Genomic DNA, 15,176 nt, shown 5'->3' on the forward strand with positions numbered 1-15,176 from the left:
CCTCTTCACCATGAGCGCTACGGCGCCGCCGACTGCCTCGTGGCATGGACCGCAGGGCGAATGCCAACGTGTTGCGCAGCGACCCGAGGGCTATCCGCCGGATGATGGGGAGTTCGCACATGGCGATACCGAATGTCAATCCGTCATGCGGCCTGATCTTCATGGAAGGCCCGCACACTGTTACCAGGAAGACAGTGGGCGCATCGGCGCCATGGCATGAAAGTAGGCGAGAGCATGTTGAAGAGCAAGTCCATGAAGTGGTACCTGGGAATCGCGGTAGCGGCAGTGGTGATGTGGGTCGCGGACGTCTCCGGGGGGACAATCCTGACCCTGGCAGCCGTGGGGTTCATGGTGGCGATGCACGCCGGTGGCCACGGTGGCCATGGTGGCCACGGTGGCGGGTCTCGCGATGCCAATGCAGTCGACAAGGGTGCGGAGCGCCACTCCGGGCACGCCGGACACGGGTCGCCGGGGTCATCGATTGAAGCGCCCGTCCGGAAGACGGCAACCGACACGGATCCAAAGCCCAGAGGCGGGTGCCACTAACATCGCATCCGTCGGGTGGCTGATCGGTGCGCCACAGCGCCCGTAGAGCGGGCCTCCAACAGGGCAGTCTTGGGTCAATCATGACTGTCCGGCGATCGCGAGTCTTGCCGTGCAGATTACCCTTGTCACATGTGCGACCCCGGGGTCCCCGGGTTGCCGACTCTACGGGAAGGTAGTCATGGCACGACGATCAGCCAAGAAGAAGCGTCCGACGTCTGGCGCGCGGAAGCCTGGGACAACGCCCAAGCGACCGGTGCTACCGCCGTTGTCCGAGCGACTCAAGGGGCTTCCGGGCGACGCGACTGCGCGCAACGGCGGACTCGGCGCGCAGGGCCGCATGCCAGCAATGACGGCGGGTCTTGCAGGCGTCGGTGCGCGACCGTCAAAGGCCAAGCGCGCCCCGGCTCACCCGGGCCCTTCGCCCCTCCCGCCTGCGCAACCGACGCCGGTGCTCGCCAGGGTCGGCGGCGAGGCGGGAACCAAGAGCGCGCTCGAATTCGTGACTTTCCCCATCGCTGCTGCGGCCGAACTTCGACCGCATGCGCTGGGAGTCACCTACTGGTTCGATCCACCCACGACCGGCGGCCCGTATGAGGTGGTCCTGAGGTTGATGGGCCGTCGCCTCGACGTGGAGGGCGACCGCACCGCTGACGACGACTTCGTCAGTTCCACATCTCTCCATGACGTCCGATCGGAAAGTGGCCGAACGTCCCTGACCCACAGGGTGCTGGGGAAGTCCCCAGGTCGCTGGCACGTCACCGCTGAGGCCATGGCCGTACCCCAAGGCGGGGGCCAGTCGGAGATCGTGCGACTGCCCTCAGCGGAAGGAGTCGGTCAGTCGACGTTCGCGCCGGTCGCCAGCGCGCGGGCTCCCGGGGTCGTCGTCGGCGCGTGGCCGGCCATGGTGAGCCTGGGCGTGGTGCTCGCCCTACTGCTCCAGGGCGTCCTGGCCCAGAAGCACGGACTTCCCTCCGGAAACGTGCTCGTGCTCGCGCTCATCGCCAGTGCTCTCGGGGCCGTCGGCGCCAAGCTCTACTACCGGTTCACGCACTGGAATGAGCATGGGGGGCGAGCACTCGCCGGGCTGAGCGTCCAAGGGTTCGTGATCGTGGCCACGGCTACCTTTGTGATCGGCGGCGCGCTGCAGGGCATTCCAGTCGGAACACTCCTGGATGCCACGGTGCCCGCGCTGCTTCTTGGACAGACCGTCGGCCGACTGGGTTGCCTGATGGGCGGGTGCTGCGTCGGAGTCCCGACGCGTTCACGCTGGGCAATTTGGTCCTCGGATCGTCGGGTCGGGACGCGTCGCGTGCCGGTGCAATTGATGGAGTCCGGCGCGGCGGCCACCCTCGCGCTCGTGACCGGCGCTATCGCATGGCGAGGGCCGATATCGCCAGCAGGCCTCCTGTTTGTGGGGGGCATCGCCGCCTACGTGGTGGTGCGTCAGCTCCTGTTCCCGCTGCGCGGCATCCCCCGTGCCACCCGGTATGGGCGACAGGCAACCCTCGCGGTGGCCTCGCTCACCGTGGTCGGTGCGGTGGCGGTGGCGCTCTTCGCGTGACGCCACCGCACCTGCGGTTTCCCCACGATGGTTGTGGGGGATCGTCGGTCTGGCTCACGGCACTCGCGGCGGACCCCCGCCATGGGGTCCGCCGTCGCGCGGCCTGGTCAGGACCAGCAACGCCGCCCCAGTGACGATGGCCGCGTCGGCGAGGTTGAAGGTCGGCCACCACCCGGTGTGCAGATAGTCGGTGACAACCCCGTCCCGGGCTCGGTCGACCACGTTTGCCGTGGCACCACCGAGTATCAACGCGAGCCCAGTGAGCCTCCCGCGGGGGGCGCCAGTGGCAGCACGCCAGGCAAACATGCCGAGCGCGGCGGTGACGACGGCGGTTGCGGTCACCACCAGCGGTGCCGGCGCGCCGGCCCCGACCGAGAAGGCCACCCCGGGGTTGTAGGCCAGTCGCAGGTCGACCAGGCCCAGACCGACCACCCGGTCCTGCAGCGCGGTCACCGCCCACGCCTTGGCGCTCAGGTCGACCGTCGCGACCAGCGCGGCTCCGGCAGCCACTGCGAGGCGTCGCCGTCTCGGGCTGGGGGCTTTTCGCGCCTTCGGACCTCTGGCGGATGTACTCATCGTATGGATCTTTGCATGCTACGCGGCCACGGGAACGCCCGCGGGGGCGTCCTGCGGTAGCGGGCGGGCGCGGCCGGCGCGAACGCCGTTGGCGATGACGAACACCTCCGCCACCTCGTGCACCAGGACCACCGCGGCCAGGCCGAGGACGCCGAACAGCGCCAGAGGGATCAGAACCGCGATGAGCGCCAGGGACAGCCCGACGTTCTGCAACATGATGCGGCGGGCGCGGCGGGCGTGGGCGAACGCCTGCGGTAAGTGGCGCAGGTCCTCACCCATCAGGGCGACGTCGGCGGTCTCGATCGCCACGTCGGTGCCCATCGCGCCCATGGCGATTCCCAGGTCGGCGGTCGCCAGGGCGGGTGCGTCGTTGACGCCGTCGCCGACCATGGCGGTGCGGCGGTGGGACCGGAGCTGGGCGACCAGTGCGGCCTTGTCCTCGGGGCGCAGGTCGGCGTAGACGTCGTCGATGCCGACCTCACGGGCCAGTGCGTTGGCCGTCAGGGTGTTGTCGCCGGTGAGCATGGCGACGTGGTACCCGTCACGGCGCAGCTGGGCCACGACCTGCGCGGCCTCAGCACGTAACTCGTCGCGCACCGCGACCGCTCCCAACAACTCTCCGTCCTCCTCGATGAGCACGGCGGTGGCACCGGCCTGTTGCATCCGCTCCACTTCATCGGCCAGTGGTCCTGCCTCGACCCAGCCGGGGCGACCGAGTCGGACCGCCCGACCCTCGAACGTGCCGGTCAGGCCGGCACCTGGCACGGCCTCCACGTCGGAGGCCGGGCTGACCGCCGGGACCGCCGCGAGGATGGCTCTGGCCAAGGGATGCTCGCTACGGGCCTCGAGCGCGGCCGCCACCGCCAGGACGCGGGCCTCCGTCTGACCCGCGGCGACGGCGACGGCGACGACTGCGGGGGCGTTGCGAGTCAGGGTACCCGTCTTGTCCAGGGCCACCCCGCGGATCGCGCCCAGGGCCTCCACTGCCGCGCCACCTTTGATGAGCACGCCCTGCTTGGACGCCGCTCCGATGGCGGCGACCACCGAGACGGGCACGGAGATCGCCAGCGCGCAAGGCGAGGCCGCGACCAGAACCACGAGGGCCCGCTCGATCCACGTGCCCGGGTCTCCCAGGAGGCTGCCGACGACGGCGATGAGGGTGGCCGCGATCATCACCCCGGGCACCAACGGCTTGGCGATGCGATCCGCCAGGCGTTGAGCCTCGCCCTTGCGGGACTGCTCGGCCTCGACAATCCGCACGATACGGGCCAGGGAGTTGTCCTCGGCCGTGGTGGTCACCTCGACCTCAAGGACCCCAGAGCCATTGATCGATCCGGCGTACACGGTCTGTCCGGGGCCAGCCTCCACGGGCACCGACTCCCCGGTGATGGCCGAGACGTCCAGTGCGGTGCGGCCGGCGGTGATCACACCGTCGGTGGCCACCCGCTCACCCGGCTTGACCAGCATCAGATCCCCAACCCGCAGCTCCGCCGGGGCCACGGCAGTCTCCGCACCGTCGCGCAACACGGTGGCCTGGGCCGGGACCAGATTCAGCAGGGCCCGCAGGCCGTGGCGGGTGCGCGCGAGGGAGTACTCCTCCAGGCCCTCGCTAATCGAGAACAGGAACGCCAGGACGGCGGCCTCGGCCACTTCACCCAGCACCACCGCGCCGATCGCCGCGATCGTCATCAGCGTGCCGACCCCGATCTTGCCCCTCGCCAGTCGCCGCACCGTGCCAGGCACGAATGTCCACGCGCCCACGAGGAGGGCCACCCAGTTCAGGACGAGCGCAACGGTGGGCTGCCCCATGGACCCGGTGACGAGCCCCGCAACCAGCAGCACGCCGGCGATCGCGGCGAAGCGCAGTTCGCTCACTTCCCACAACCGCTCCGCCGCTTGCTCCTCGCCGGTCTCGCCAGCAGGCGTGGTCTCGTCGTCTTCGCATCCACATGCATCGCTCATCGCGAGGTCTCCTTCGTTGCGTCGTTCGTCTTCGGGTCGTCGGCCGGGGGGCGCCCATAGGTCGGGCACAGAGCCACGGCGTTGCCGGTCGCGGCAAGGAGGTCCTCCGCCGCCGCCAGCAGGTCCATCAGTTCAGGGCGTGTCAGGTGGTATACCGACGCGCGGCCCTCGGCGCGGTAGTCGACCAACCCACAGTCGCGCAGGCACGCGAGGTGCGAAGAGACCGTGGACTGGCCCAGACCCAACTCCGAGCACAGGTCCACCACCCTTGCCTCACTCACCGCCAGGCGCCGCACTAGCGCGAGACGCGTCGGGTCGGCCAAACTCCGGAAGAGGGCGCCAGCCGAGGCGAGCTCCGCCCTTCTATTATGATCATGATTGACAGTTATCATCGGCATAGGACGATACTAGCGTCTCAACGGCTTGACCGACAACCAGGGAGACGACGGCACCCTCACCTGCCGCGCACCACTTGCCCTAGCCTCGATCCACCGACATGAGCGAGCGGGCGTCGTCTCGGAGCGGGCTGCCTCCCGGACCTCCACGCAGTAACCCTGTACCGACCTATGCCGTCTTGGGTTCGCGGTAGGCGAGCAGGCGAAGGGCATTGGCCACCACCAGCAGGGTGGATCCCTCGTGGAACAGAACGGCAAGTCCGATTCCTATGAATCCGAAGATGGTGGCCGGGATCAAGAAGACCACAACGCCAAGACTCACCCATAGGTTCTGCCGGATGATCCGGCTGGACCTGCGGCTAAGGTTCACGGCGAACGGAAGCCGTTCGAGGTCGTCACCCATGAGCGCGACGTCGGCGGTCTCCATGGCCACATCCGAACCGGCGGCTCCCATGGCGATCCCGACGGTGGCGTTGGCCATGGCGGGAGCGTCGTTGACACCGTCACCGACCATCGCGACTTTGTTCTCCCTGGTGCGGAGGTCGATCACGGCCTTGACCTTGTCTTCGGGTAGCAGGTCTCCACGCGCCTCGTCGATGCCGAGTTCGGCGGCCACGGCATCGGCGACGGTCTGGTTGTCTCCGGAGAGCATGATCATGTGGTTGATGCCCGCCTTTCGCAACTGCGCGACCACGTTCGCCGCCGAGGCGCGCGGAGTGTCCATGACGCCGAGAACGCCCAGGTACCGGCTGCCGCGGCGAACCACCATGGTGGTTCGCCCCGAGGCCTCAAGACTGCGGGCTGACTCGGTGATGTCCTCAGGCATCGGCTCACCGTCAATCTCGCTGAAAAGGATCCTCTTACCGATGTGGATTCCCTCGCCGTCGATCGTAGCGCTCACCCCTCGGCCGGTGAGGCTGGTGACACCGTCAGCCTTCAGCGGGGACGCCCCGTCGAGACGGTCTCTGGCGGCCGTGACGATGGCGGTCGCCAGGGGGTGATCACTCTGCGACTCGACCGCAAGGGCGACGCTCAGCAGTTCGGATTCCTCAATTCCGGTAGCCGGAGTTACGTCGGTGAGCTTCGGCTTGCCCAATGTGAGCGTGCCGGTCTTGTCGAACGCAATGGAACTCAGGGTGCCGAGGTTTTCTAACGGGCCGCCGCCCTTGATCAACAGCCCGCCGCGTGCGGCACGCGCCAATCCGCTCAGGACCGCGCTGGGCGTGGAGATTGCCAACGCGCACGGGCTGGCGGCGACGAGCACGGCCAGGGCACGGTACACGGTGGCGGAGAATGGTTCGTCGATGACCAGGCCAGCAAACATCAACACGACGACGAGCAAGAGCACGGCGGGAACGAACACCCGCTGGAAGCGGTCGGTGAAGCGCTGGGTGGGGGAGGTCTGCGCCTGGGCCTCACTGACTAGTATCACAACGCGTGCGAGCGTGGAGTCCTTGGACAGCCGGGTGACCTCGATTTCCAGCGCCCCAGGTCCGTTGACGGTACCAGCGTAGATCCGGCTTTCCGGGGGGACATCCCCCTCGCCGCGAGGGGCCTGAGGGTCGAGCGGGGTCTTGTCGACCGGAATGCTCTCCCCGGTCACTGCCGCCTGATCCACACTGCTCTGACCCGCGGTCACAAGACCGTCGGCGGGGATACGGGTGTTCGGCTTGATGATGACGGTGTCGCCCAACCGGAGATCCTCCACGGGGATCTCTTGCTCGGCGCCTTCACGCAGGACCATCGCGGTGGCGGGGGCGAGTTCCCCCAGCGCCTCGATCGCCCTCCGGGCGCGACCCATGGCATAGCCCTCCAGTGCGTGGCCGATGCTGAACAGAGCAAGCAGCAGAGCGCCTTCAGCCAGTTCCCCGAGTGCCGCAGCGCCCGCGGCGGCAACCAGCATCAGGAAATCGATCTCGAACCGCTTGGCCCTCACACTTTGGATGGCTTCTCGGAGCGTGTAGTAACCGCCGAAGAAGTACGCCGCGATATAGAGCGCCGTGGAGATGGCGTAAGGCACCGCGGAGCTCAGCCCCAGCAGGAAGCCCACCACCAGCGTGGCGGAAGAGAGAATCGCAAAGATCAGTTCGCTGCGCTCACCGAAAATCCCGCCGTGCTTGTGGTCATGTTCTTGACCCTTCTCAGGGGCTTCAGCCTCAGCGTCGGCCACTTGGGTGGCACGCGGTCGACCGCCGCGTGGCGGGTTCCCGAAACGCTCGAGCAGTTCCCGAATAGCCTGCTCCGAGGTTTGGCCCGCGTAAAACTCGACCCGCACGTATCCCGTCGGAGAGACGTGCGCCTCCACCACGCCGACGGCTTTGCGTAGCCGCTGCTCGAGCAACTGCGCCGGGGCAGGCCTCGACACGCCGTCCACGTTGAGACTGAGATGGCCGAAGTCGCCGTCGACCCGTGCGCCCAGGGACAGCGCGAGCTCGCGGATGCGCTGCAGGCTGATGACGTCGGGCTCAAAGTGCACGCACAGTTGCGTCGTCTCTTCTTCCTGCTTGACGTGGGCGTTCATGACGCCCTCGCGGGTCTCCAGGCCAGCCGTGAGCCGTTGGACGCAGGCGTCCCTCTCGTCAAGCGCGTCTGGCAGGACCGCATTCAGGTCAAGTTGCGTGTCGGTGGCCATGTTGTCGTCCTTCATAGTCGGGAATCGAGATCCACAGGGAGTGAATCAGCGGGACCGCTGGGGCCTAATCAAAGAGTTCGCCGAAGAAGCCGCCGCGCTTGCGGCCGCGTCCCGAGCCGTGACTACTCCCGGAGTGGCTGTCCCGCCGGTCGTAGCCTTGGCCCTGGGGCTCGGCGGCTCGTGGTCCAGGTGCTGGCGAGGCGGCGTAGTAGGCATTTTCGGCGTCGATCAGCGACTCGAGTTCGCCGCTGTCGAGGAAGATTCCCCGGCATCCAACACATTGGTCGACGATGACGCGGTTGCGTTCATAACTGCGCATTTCCGCTCCGCATTTGGGGCAGATCAGGGCCGTGGGTGAGGCGTTCATAAGGACTCCTTGGTTGACGGGGTGGACGGGAAATTCGGATTCGGTCGTGGCGGCAAACCGACGACGGGGGCGTGGCCGATGTGGGTGATCGCCAGGTCCAACAGCATTCTGACGTGGCTGTCATTCAGCCTGTAGAACACGTGGCGACCCGAGCGGCGAGTGGCGACGACCCGGTGTGCTCGCATCAGGCGAAGCGCCTGGCTCACGGAGGACTCGCTCAACCCGCTCACCGACGCCAGATCGTGCACGCAGACCTCACCTCCTTCAAGCAAGGCGGCCAGGATGCGGACGCGGCCGGGATCGGCCATCAGACGGAACACATCGGCCAAGCGCTCCACGTCGGCCGCAGGCGGCAACGAACGCCTGAGGACATCAACACTGTCGCCTTCGTCGGCCGACCGGTGCCTGGACACACCGTCGGGGGTGACCGAAGCACTCTCCGGTATCATCATACAAACATATTAGCACCTGGTTGCATATGCTGTTGAGGGTGCAGTGCACCGCGCTGGGTCGAGCCGACAGAACGTGATCAGGTCAGGGCCAGTGAAGGAAGCGTCGACCCATGGCCGGTGGTGCCATAGCGTCGGAGCAACACTCGACGTTTGGGAGTTGCCTCGACCCCGGTTGGTGGACACGGGATTATGCGGCTTGTTGAAAGGCCGCAACAAGCGCGGAGGAATGCGTCGATGTTGCTGGGCCAGCGCGACGATCGCATTCGCGATCGCTGTTGCTCCAACAGCCGGTAGCCAGCAAACGTCGCGTGAACGACCGCCACGCGAGCAGGGGCCACCCGCTGCCGCTGCTGCGCGGCTTTCCAGTTCTGATGCGGGCAGCGGCTCCCTGCGTTCCCGTCTAGTTTAGTGGCGGTGCCGATTGAGCGCACCAGCGCGCACCTAGCTGAAGGAAGCCACATGTCCAAGACCACGAAGCCCGCCCGCAAGGGCGAAGCTCGCGCCATGGCTGCCCTACTGAATGCGGGCGAGGCAAACGCGGCTCGCCGCCAGCGCGTAGTCGCAATCGCACTCGCGGCCATCGGCGTTCTGGTTCTCGGACTGGTCGTTGCGTTCATCGTCAGCAACCGACCGGCACCTGCCCCAGACTTGACCTCGGTTGAGGACCCCCTAGGCTCCGTCCATGCGCCTTCCACCGCCAACGACGCGGGGGGAATCCAAGTGGGTGTAGACGGCACCGCCGGAGGCGCCGTGACTTCTGCGGAGACTGTCGTAGTAGCGGTCTACTTCGACTACATGTGTCCGGTCTGTGGCGCCTTCGAGGCCATCAACGGTCCTGTGCTCGCGAAACTGCGCGAAAGAGGAGAGATTGTCATCGAGTACCGACCGGTGTCCATCCTGGACCGGACCTCGCAAGGGACGCGGTACTCCACGCGAGCTGCTGCTGCTGCCGCGCTGGTTGCCGACCGCATGCCTGAGGCGTTTGTCGACTTCAACAACCTTCTGTACGCGAACCAGCCAGAGGAGGGCACGTCAGGCCTGACGGACGAGCAGCTCGCGAGCCTGGCAACGCAGGCTGGAGTGCCCGCAGAAGTCGCCTCCGCAATTGTCGAGGGTCAACATATGACGGGGGACGACTCGTTCGCTGGTTGGGTTGCCGCCGCCACGGAACAGGCAACCCGCGATTTCGCGCCACAGTTCGGCACACCGACCATACTCATCAATGGCGAGAAGACCGAGTTCGATTGGAGCATTGACGGTGCCATTGAAGCCGCCATTGAAGCGGCTCGCAGCTAGATGGGGGCGACCGCTATGAGAGACGCGGGCATGCCCGCCCCTGCGCCAGGCGGACTAACTGTTCGCCTTTTCCGCGTTCGGCACGACAACCGCTTCATATTCACCACGATGCTGCTGTCCGCCTGCATCAGCCTGCTGGCATCCTTTGTGCTTTCAGTGGACGCCATCCGGCTTGCAGAGAATCCGGAACTCGTGCTCACGTGCGACGTGAGCGCAGTCCTCTCTTGTAGCGCGGTCGCTGAGTCCTGGCAGGCTGCACTGTTTGGGTTCCCGAACGCCTTCCTAGGGCTAATCGCCGAACCCGTGGTAATCACGCTCGCTGTCGCCTCGCTCGGCGGGGTGCGGTTTCCACGCTGGTTTATGGCCGCTGCGCAAGCGGTCTACACCATCGGGTTGATCTTCGCCTATTGGCTCTTCGCCCAGTCAATGTTTGTCATCGGCGCCCTATGTCCGTGGTGCTTGCTAGTAACCGTTTCCACAACGCTAGTATTCACGACGCTGACCCACGTGAACATTCGCGACGACAACCTCTACCTGCCCCGCAGGCTGCAAAGGGCGACGCTCTGGGCTGTCGCGCACGAGGTGGATGTTGCGATCGTGTGGCTTTGGCTCCTCTTCTTGGGCACGGCGGTCGGGCTGAAGTACGGCCCCGGACTGCTCGGCTGATCGCAGCGGAGCGCGCGGGCGACCGCCGTGTGCCGGTGCGCGCGGGGAACGCAGCTTGCGGTGTGGATATGCAGTGCCAGTTCGATGCGCAAATGCATGAGTGAGGTTCGCCCCCTACGCGCTCCTGTTCGTCGATTCAGAGCGGAGCCACCTGTGGTCAGCCATCCCGTACTTCCGCTTTGTGGCCGGCGTCACGGAGTGTGCTCGCATCGCTACATGACGCGAATGGTCGGCAGAAACGATGCAACAAGTGCAGCGCCGCAAACAGACGGAAGAACGGAAGAACGGAGCTGGCCCCGGCGGCAGCGCGCAACTTCGCGGTGCGTCGAGACCGTTCCAGGAGACCTCATCGGCGGCCGCACCGCCCGATCCGCTGCTTGCTGACGACGAACCACAAAACACCTCCAGATTGAGGTGTTGCGACGACCAGCAGAATCCACCTAGGTATTATCCCGTGTAGCGGAACCGACCGCGTCGGCGATCTGCAGGCCCGACCGTCGGATGGATCCGCTGTTTCTCACTGGAGGGTTCGCAGTGTTCGCTCTCCTGTCGATCTCCACCCCTGCCTGACACGCCACCCCTGCCTGACACGCCAGCGCTGGTGACACCAGGACTGCGGGTAAGACCTCGGACGGCTCATTCCGCTGGTCCACCACCGCGCAACCGGGCCAGGTAGGCGTTGTACTCCTCGAGTTCGGGATCCCCGTGACGGTCGACGTCCTTGTCACGTGTGATGGCACTTTTCGTGTCGAATCGTTTCCACCGCACCACGACGATCAGAATCATCAGCAGTCCCGGGGCTTCGCCGTACGACCAGGCAAGGGCGCCTGCGAGCCACTGGTCGTACTCAGGGTCGACCTGCCAGCTCACGGGAGACGAGGAGAAAAGCGGCACGAGCGGGGTCGCGGTCATCATCACGATGACGCCGAAGAAGGCGTGCAGGGGCAGTTCGGCGACGAGGTCCAGTGCCCTTCCGTGATGAGTCTGCCGGATCGGAAGCGGGTCCTGGGACAAGATGGGCACGGTGAACAGAATGCCCGCCACGAGGAATCCCACCTCGAGCGCCGTGTGCCCGGCCCACGTGCGCAACAGGGTGTCCGCGAGATCGGAGAAGTACAGGCCGTAGAAGGCGAGCAAAAACAGCGGGATCATGAACGCCGGATGAATTGCGATCCGGGCCAGGCGCGACCGGAGGCCCCACCGAGCGGTCACCATCACAGCGCGACCGAGCCGATTGTGCGGGACGGCGCGCAGGACAAGGGTGCCGGGGCGTCCCAGCACGAGTAGGGGTGGAACGGCCATCATGAGTGTGAGTTGCTGAAACATGAAGATCGAAAACATGCGGAACCCGTAGCCCTCGATTCCGGCCCCGGTGACGACCGCGAGGACCACGCATCCCGCGACAAAAGACACCGTGGGGAGGATGGGCCAATGGCGCCCGGAGCGCCATAGCCGCAATGCGCCGGTGAGGTAGAGGAGAAGCAGCGCCCCTGCCAGTACCGGCAACACGGGGACGGGCTGGAGTGTGGGGGCCAGATAGGTCTCGAGCGACGGCGGCAATGTCGGAATCCACACGGGTCCACTGACGTCCGATGCCTCAGTCAGCGCTACTATCACCACCGTTACATTATGCAGGTGCCGCTCTGCTGGCGTTGCGCACCACACGAAGTGACCTCCCACGCCGCTAGCGGGAGTTTCCCCCGCTGTTCCGGTGGGCGGGTTGTTGCGTCTCATGAGGTTGGTGACGGCGGGGCCGTGAGGGAGGGATAGGCCCCGAGGGCAGGATGGAAGTACCACTACATCCGCCTGCTGGAAGGACCTATCCCTCATGAACCACGCTAATGCGCCGCTGACCCCAGAAGGGCGTCACCGTCTGATCGAGCGGTGCCGCCACCGTCCCATCGCTCACGTCGCTACCGATGCCGGAGTCGCCGCAGGCGATTGTCGCCGGTCGCGGCGCCGACTCCCTTCAGGTCGCGCAGGCGGGACGCAGGCGCGGTGCCTCAGGCCCGTCGGCGACGATGCTGCCAAGGGCGCTCAGCGCCGCGGCGAATGCCTCAGGAGCGAGTCGGTACCAGGTGTAACGGCCCTCAGCCTCACTGAGCACGATGCCAGCCTCCCGCAACAGCCGCAGGTGGTTGCTGATGGTGGTCTGTCGCGCGCCCGTGATGTCGACCAGGTGGCACGTGCACAGCTGCTCGCTGATGAGCGCCTCCACGATCTTGAGGCGCAGCGGGTCAGCCAACAGGCCGAACTGGGTCGTCACGACCGCGGGGAAGGGAACCCGCGGCAAGGGACTAATCACCGGACTCATGTCCTATACGCTACTACTCATCATTGTGGTGTGATGTCAGTAAGGCATGATGCATCGGATTACCCGACAACATAAGGAGGACCCCATGGCCCACGTAGAGATCTTCGATCCCGCAATGTGTTGCTCGACGGGTGTGTGCGGTACCGATGTTGACCCCGCACTGTCCCGCTTCGCCGCCGACGTGGCGTGGCTGTCCGGCCGCGGCGTCGAGGTCGACCGGGCCACTCTCGCCCAAGAGCCGACAAAGTTCGTCGCCAACGACGCCGTGCGACAGGCGCTTGAGGCAGACGGAACGTCGGCGCTGCCGATGGTTCTGGTCGACGGAACGGTAAAAGCCAAGGGGGCGTACCCCACGCGTCAGGACCTCGCGACGTGGACTGGCTTCGAGCGCACCGCCCTACCGCTCAGCGAAGTTGTCGCGGCCCAGGCGCCCGCCGAGGCCTGCTGGGGCGGGTCGGGTTGCTGCTGACATGGCATCCCCGGCCCTGAGCGACGTCCGGCTGCTACCCGGGGTACTCGCCGCGCCGACGTCGTACCTGTTCTTCACCGGCAAGGGCGGGGTCGGCAAGACCTCGTGCGCGGCAGCGAGCGCCGTTGCCCTCGCCGACGCTGGCCGCCGCGTGCTGATCGTCTCCACGGACCCGGCGAGCAACCTGGCGGAGGTGTTTGCGATGCCCGAACCCACCTCCTCCACGCCCGTCCCGGTACCGGGGGTACCCGGCCTCGACGTGGTCGACGTCGACCCATCGGCAGCGGCCGCTCAATACCGGGAGCGCGTCGTCGGGCCCTACCGCGGCCTGCTCCCCGCAGATGCGGTCGCCTCAATCGAGGAGGAACTCTCCGGCTCCTGCACCGTGGAGGTCGCCGCATTCAACGAGTTCGTCACTCTGCTCACCAGCGAAGACATCTCCCGCACGTACGACCACGTGATCTTCGACACCGCTCCCACGGGTCACACGTTGCGTCTGCTCGCCCTACCCGCGGCGTGGACCGGCTTCCTGGAAACGAACACCGCGGGGATCACCTGCGTCGGCCCCGTCTCCGCGCTGGGCCACGCCCAAGAGGCGTACGCCGCCAGCCTGGCGGCCTTGCGGGACGCCGACCGCACCACCGTCGTTCTGGTCGCGCGCGCCGAACGCTCCTCACTGGACGAGGCAGCTAGGGCCTCCCGCGAGCTTGCCCAGCTGGGCATGACCAGCCAGCGCCTCATCCTCAACGGGGTCCTGACCAACCCGGCCGACGGCGACCCGGTCGCCCACGCACGACACGAGCGCGAGGCAGTTGCCGTCAACGCCCTTCCCACCGAGCTGGCGCAAGCGGCATCCGTCGACACGGTCCCGCTCCTCGCGCGGGCACCCATGGGGATCGACGCCCTGCGCGCAGCCCTCACCGGCGCCTCGGCTACCCACTCCTCCCCGGCAGTCGCCGCGCCAGACCTGGATGCACTCCGCGACCTCGTTGCTGAACTCGCCCAGGGCGAGCCCTGCATCGTCATGACCATGGGCAAGGGCGGCGTCGGGAAAACCACGATCGCAGCCGCTCTCGCTCTCGCGCTGGCAGATCGCGGTCTGCCAGTCACGCTCAGCACCACGGATCCGGCCGCGCACGTGCACGACGTACTGCCGGACCCGCCGGCGAACTTACTCATCACTCGCATCGACCCCGCCGTAGAGACCGCCGCTTGGACTGAGCACGTGTTGGCCACGGCCGGATCAGGGATGGACGACGACGCCCACGACCTCCTCGCGGAGGACCTGCGCTCGCCGTGCACAGAGGAGGTCGCCGTCTTCCACGCCTTCGCGCGCACCGTGGCCGAGGCGTCAGGCCGGTTCGTCGTGATCGACACGGCGCCCACAGGACACACCCTGCTCCTGCTCAAATCCTCGCAGAGCTTCGCTCGCCGGGCGGCAACCAGCGGCGACCACACCGACGACGCGGCTTCCTCCCTTTTCGAATCCCTCGCCGACCCGCACCGCACCCGCATTATCCTCGTCGCCCTGCCAGAGGCCACCCCGGTGCACGAGGCTCTCTCGCTCCAGGCCGACCTCGCGCGCGCGGACCTGCACCCGTGGACGTGGGTCGCGAACGCCTCGCTCGCCGCGACCGCGACCACTGACCCGGTGCTTCGCGCTCGCTCGGCCGACGAGGGACGCTGGCTCGCCGAGATCGCCGACGCCAGCCCCCGCCGCCCAGCCGTCGTGCCGTGGCTCCCCGACGTCCCGGCCGGCGCCGACGCGCTACGCCGACTTGTCGGGTAACGCCCGGACTCGACCGTCCCAGTCGCCGCCTTGGGCATCGAGGCCGCCGACGTCGCCCGACTTACGCACGATCTCATGGTCCACGCGAAGGTGATCGGCTCCTAGCGACCACCGAAACCACAGAGCGAGCGGTGCGGCCGAGGCGGGCCAA

The 15,176-nt window shown here is 66.9% G+C and carries 13 protein-coding genes and 1 pseudogene; 6 read left to right on the plus strand and 8 right to left on the minus strand.

The genetic code is table 11. The features are described from left to right. The first annotated feature begins 724 nt into the window (after nt 1-724). The gene (locus tag LGT36_RS11175) at nt 725-2,107 is read left to right on the plus strand and encodes a prolipoprotein diacylglyceryl transferase family protein (RefSeq protein ID WP_226096679.1); all 1,383 of its coding nucleotides are present in this window, start codon (nt 725-727) and stop codon (nt 2,105-2,107) included. A gap of 54 nt (nt 2,108-2,161) precedes the next feature. Here LGT36_RS11175 and LGT36_RS11180 read toward each other — a convergent pair whose 3' ends face one another. The 6 genes from LGT36_RS11180 to LGT36_RS11205 all read right to left on the minus strand — a co-directional run bounded on the left by LGT36_RS11180 (nt 2,162) and on the right by LGT36_RS11205 (nt 8,491). Continuing rightward, on the minus strand, nt 2,162-2,617 hold the full coding sequence (locus LGT36_RS11180; RefSeq protein ID WP_226096680.1) for a signal peptidase II: 456 nt from the start codon (nt 2,615-2,617) through the stop codon (nt 2,162-2,164). Between the two features lie 84 nt (nt 2,618-2,701). After that, nucleotides 2,702-4,645, minus strand: a complete 1,944-nt coding sequence (locus LGT36_RS11185; RefSeq protein WP_226096681.1) for a cation-translocating P-type ATPase — start codon at nt 4,643-4,645, stop codon at nt 2,702-2,704. Then, on the minus strand, nt 4,642-5,043 hold the full coding sequence (locus LGT36_RS11190; protein ID WP_226096682.1) for a metalloregulator ArsR/SmtB family transcription factor: 402 nt from the start codon (nt 5,041-5,043) through the stop codon (nt 4,642-4,644). The genes LGT36_RS11185 and LGT36_RS11190 overlap by 4 nt, the downstream gene beginning before the upstream one ends. A gap of 166 nt (nt 5,044-5,209) precedes the next feature. After that, nucleotides 5,210-7,672, minus strand: coding sequence for a heavy metal translocating P-type ATPase (locus tag LGT36_RS11195; protein WP_226096683.1), 2,463 nt, complete (start codon nt 7,670-7,672; stop codon nt 5,210-5,212). Between the two features lie 64 nt (nt 7,673-7,736). Beyond that, nucleotides 7,737-8,039, minus strand: a complete 303-nt coding sequence (locus LGT36_RS11200; protein WP_226096684.1) for a zf-TFIIB domain-containing protein — start codon at nt 8,037-8,039, stop codon at nt 7,737-7,739. After that, nucleotides 8,036-8,491, minus strand: a complete 456-nt coding sequence (locus LGT36_RS11205; protein ID WP_370634290.1) for an ArsR/SmtB family transcription factor — start codon at nt 8,489-8,491, stop codon at nt 8,036-8,038. The genes LGT36_RS11200 and LGT36_RS11205 overlap by 4 nt, the downstream gene beginning before the upstream one ends. Before the next feature lie 459 nt (nt 8,492-8,950). Here LGT36_RS11205 and LGT36_RS11210 point away from each other — a divergent pair, with 459 nt between their 5' ends. Together LGT36_RS11210 and LGT36_RS11215 are read left to right on the plus strand one after the other, a co-directional pair. Next, on the plus strand, nt 8,951-9,787 hold the full coding sequence (locus LGT36_RS11210) for a thioredoxin domain-containing protein (RefSeq protein ID WP_226096685.1): 837 nt from the start codon (nt 8,951-8,953) through the stop codon (nt 9,785-9,787). 108 nt (nt 9,788-9,895) lie between these two features. Next, nucleotides 9,896-10,453 (plus strand): vitamin K epoxide reductase family protein, encoded by a 558-nt coding sequence (locus LGT36_RS11215; protein ID WP_226096686.1) that lies wholly within the window; start codon nt 9,896-9,898, stop codon nt 10,451-10,453. A 636-nt stretch (nt 10,454-11,089) separates the two neighbouring features. Here LGT36_RS11215 and LGT36_RS11220 read toward each other — a convergent pair. Continuing rightward, a complete protein-coding gene (locus tag LGT36_RS11220) occupies nt 11,090-12,028 on the minus strand; it encodes a cytochrome c oxidase assembly protein (protein WP_226096687.1) in 939 nt (312 codons plus the stop codon). A 253-nt stretch (nt 12,029-12,281) separates the two neighbouring features. Between LGT36_RS11220 and LGT36_RS11225 the strand changes: the two are divergent. Then, nucleotides 12,282-12,386: pseudogene (locus LGT36_RS11225) on the plus strand (IS481 family transposase); the annotation flags it as partial. A gap of 36 nt (nt 12,387-12,422) precedes the next feature. Here the strand turns inward: LGT36_RS11225 and LGT36_RS11230 are convergent. Then, nucleotides 12,423-12,767 carry a helix-turn-helix transcriptional regulator gene (locus LGT36_RS11230; RefSeq protein WP_226096688.1) on the minus strand — a complete coding sequence of 115 codons (345 nt, stop codon included), beginning with the start codon at nt 12,765-12,767 and terminating at the stop codon, nt 12,423-12,425. A gap of 85 nt (nt 12,768-12,852) precedes the next feature. Here LGT36_RS11230 and arsD point away from each other — a divergent pair, with 85 nt between their 5' ends. Both arsD and arsA read left to right on the plus strand, forming a co-directional pair. Then, nucleotides 12,853-13,236, plus strand: a complete 384-nt coding sequence (arsD, locus tag LGT36_RS11235) for an arsenite efflux transporter metallochaperone ArsD (protein ID WP_226096689.1) — start codon at nt 12,853-12,855, stop codon at nt 13,234-13,236. Between the two features lies 1 nt (nt 13,237). Then, nucleotides 13,238-15,025, plus strand: a complete 1,788-nt coding sequence (gene arsA / locus LGT36_RS11240; protein WP_226096690.1) for an arsenical pump-driving ATPase — start codon at nt 13,238-13,240, stop codon at nt 15,023-15,025. Nucleotides 15,026-15,176: the final 151 nt, after the last annotated feature.

This window comes from Demequina sp. TMPB413 (genome assembly GCF_020447105.2).
Taxonomy (GTDB): domain Bacteria; phylum Actinomycetota; class Actinomycetes; order Actinomycetales; family Demequinaceae; genus Demequina.

Excerpts from the sequence above, each read along its gene's own strand:
- LGT36_RS11215 (WP_226096686.1), top strand. The coding sequence starts at position 9,896 with ATGCTGCTGTCCGCCTGCATCAGCCTGCTGGCATCCTTTGTGCTTTCA.
- LGT36_RS11205 (WP_370634290.1), bottom strand. The coding sequence starts at position 8,491 with ATGATGATACCGGAGAGTGCTTCGGTCACCCCCGACGGTGTGTCCAGG.
- LGT36_RS11230 (WP_226096688.1), bottom strand. The coding sequence starts at position 12,767 with ATGAGTCCGGTGATTAGTCCCTTGCCGCGGGTTCCCTTCCCCGCGGTC.
- LGT36_RS11175 (WP_226096679.1), top strand. The coding sequence starts at position 725 with ATGGCACGACGATCAGCCAAGAAGAAGCGTCCGACGTCTGGCGCGCGG.
- arsD (WP_226096689.1), top strand. The coding sequence starts at position 12,853 with ATGGCCCACGTAGAGATCTTCGATCCCGCAATGTGTTGCTCGACGGGT.
- LGT36_RS11210 (WP_226096685.1), top strand. The coding sequence starts at position 8,951 with ATGTCCAAGACCACGAAGCCCGCCCGCAAGGGCGAAGCTCGCGCCATG.
- LGT36_RS11185 (WP_226096681.1), bottom strand. The coding sequence starts at position 4,645 with ATGAGCGATGCATGTGGATGCGAAGACGACGAGACCACGCCTGCTGGC.
- LGT36_RS11190 (WP_226096682.1), bottom strand. The coding sequence starts at position 5,043 with ATGCCGATGATAACTGTCAATCATGATCATAATAGAAGGGCGGAGCTC.
- LGT36_RS11200 (WP_226096684.1), bottom strand. The coding sequence starts at position 8,039 with ATGAACGCCTCACCCACGGCCCTGATCTGCCCCAAATGCGGAGCGGAA.
- LGT36_RS11195 (WP_226096683.1), bottom strand. The coding sequence starts at position 7,672 with ATGGCCACCGACACGCAACTTGACCTGAATGCGGTCCTGCCAGACGCG.
- arsA (WP_226096690.1), top strand. The coding sequence starts at position 13,238 with ATGGCATCCCCGGCCCTGAGCGACGTCCGGCTGCTACCCGGGGTACTC.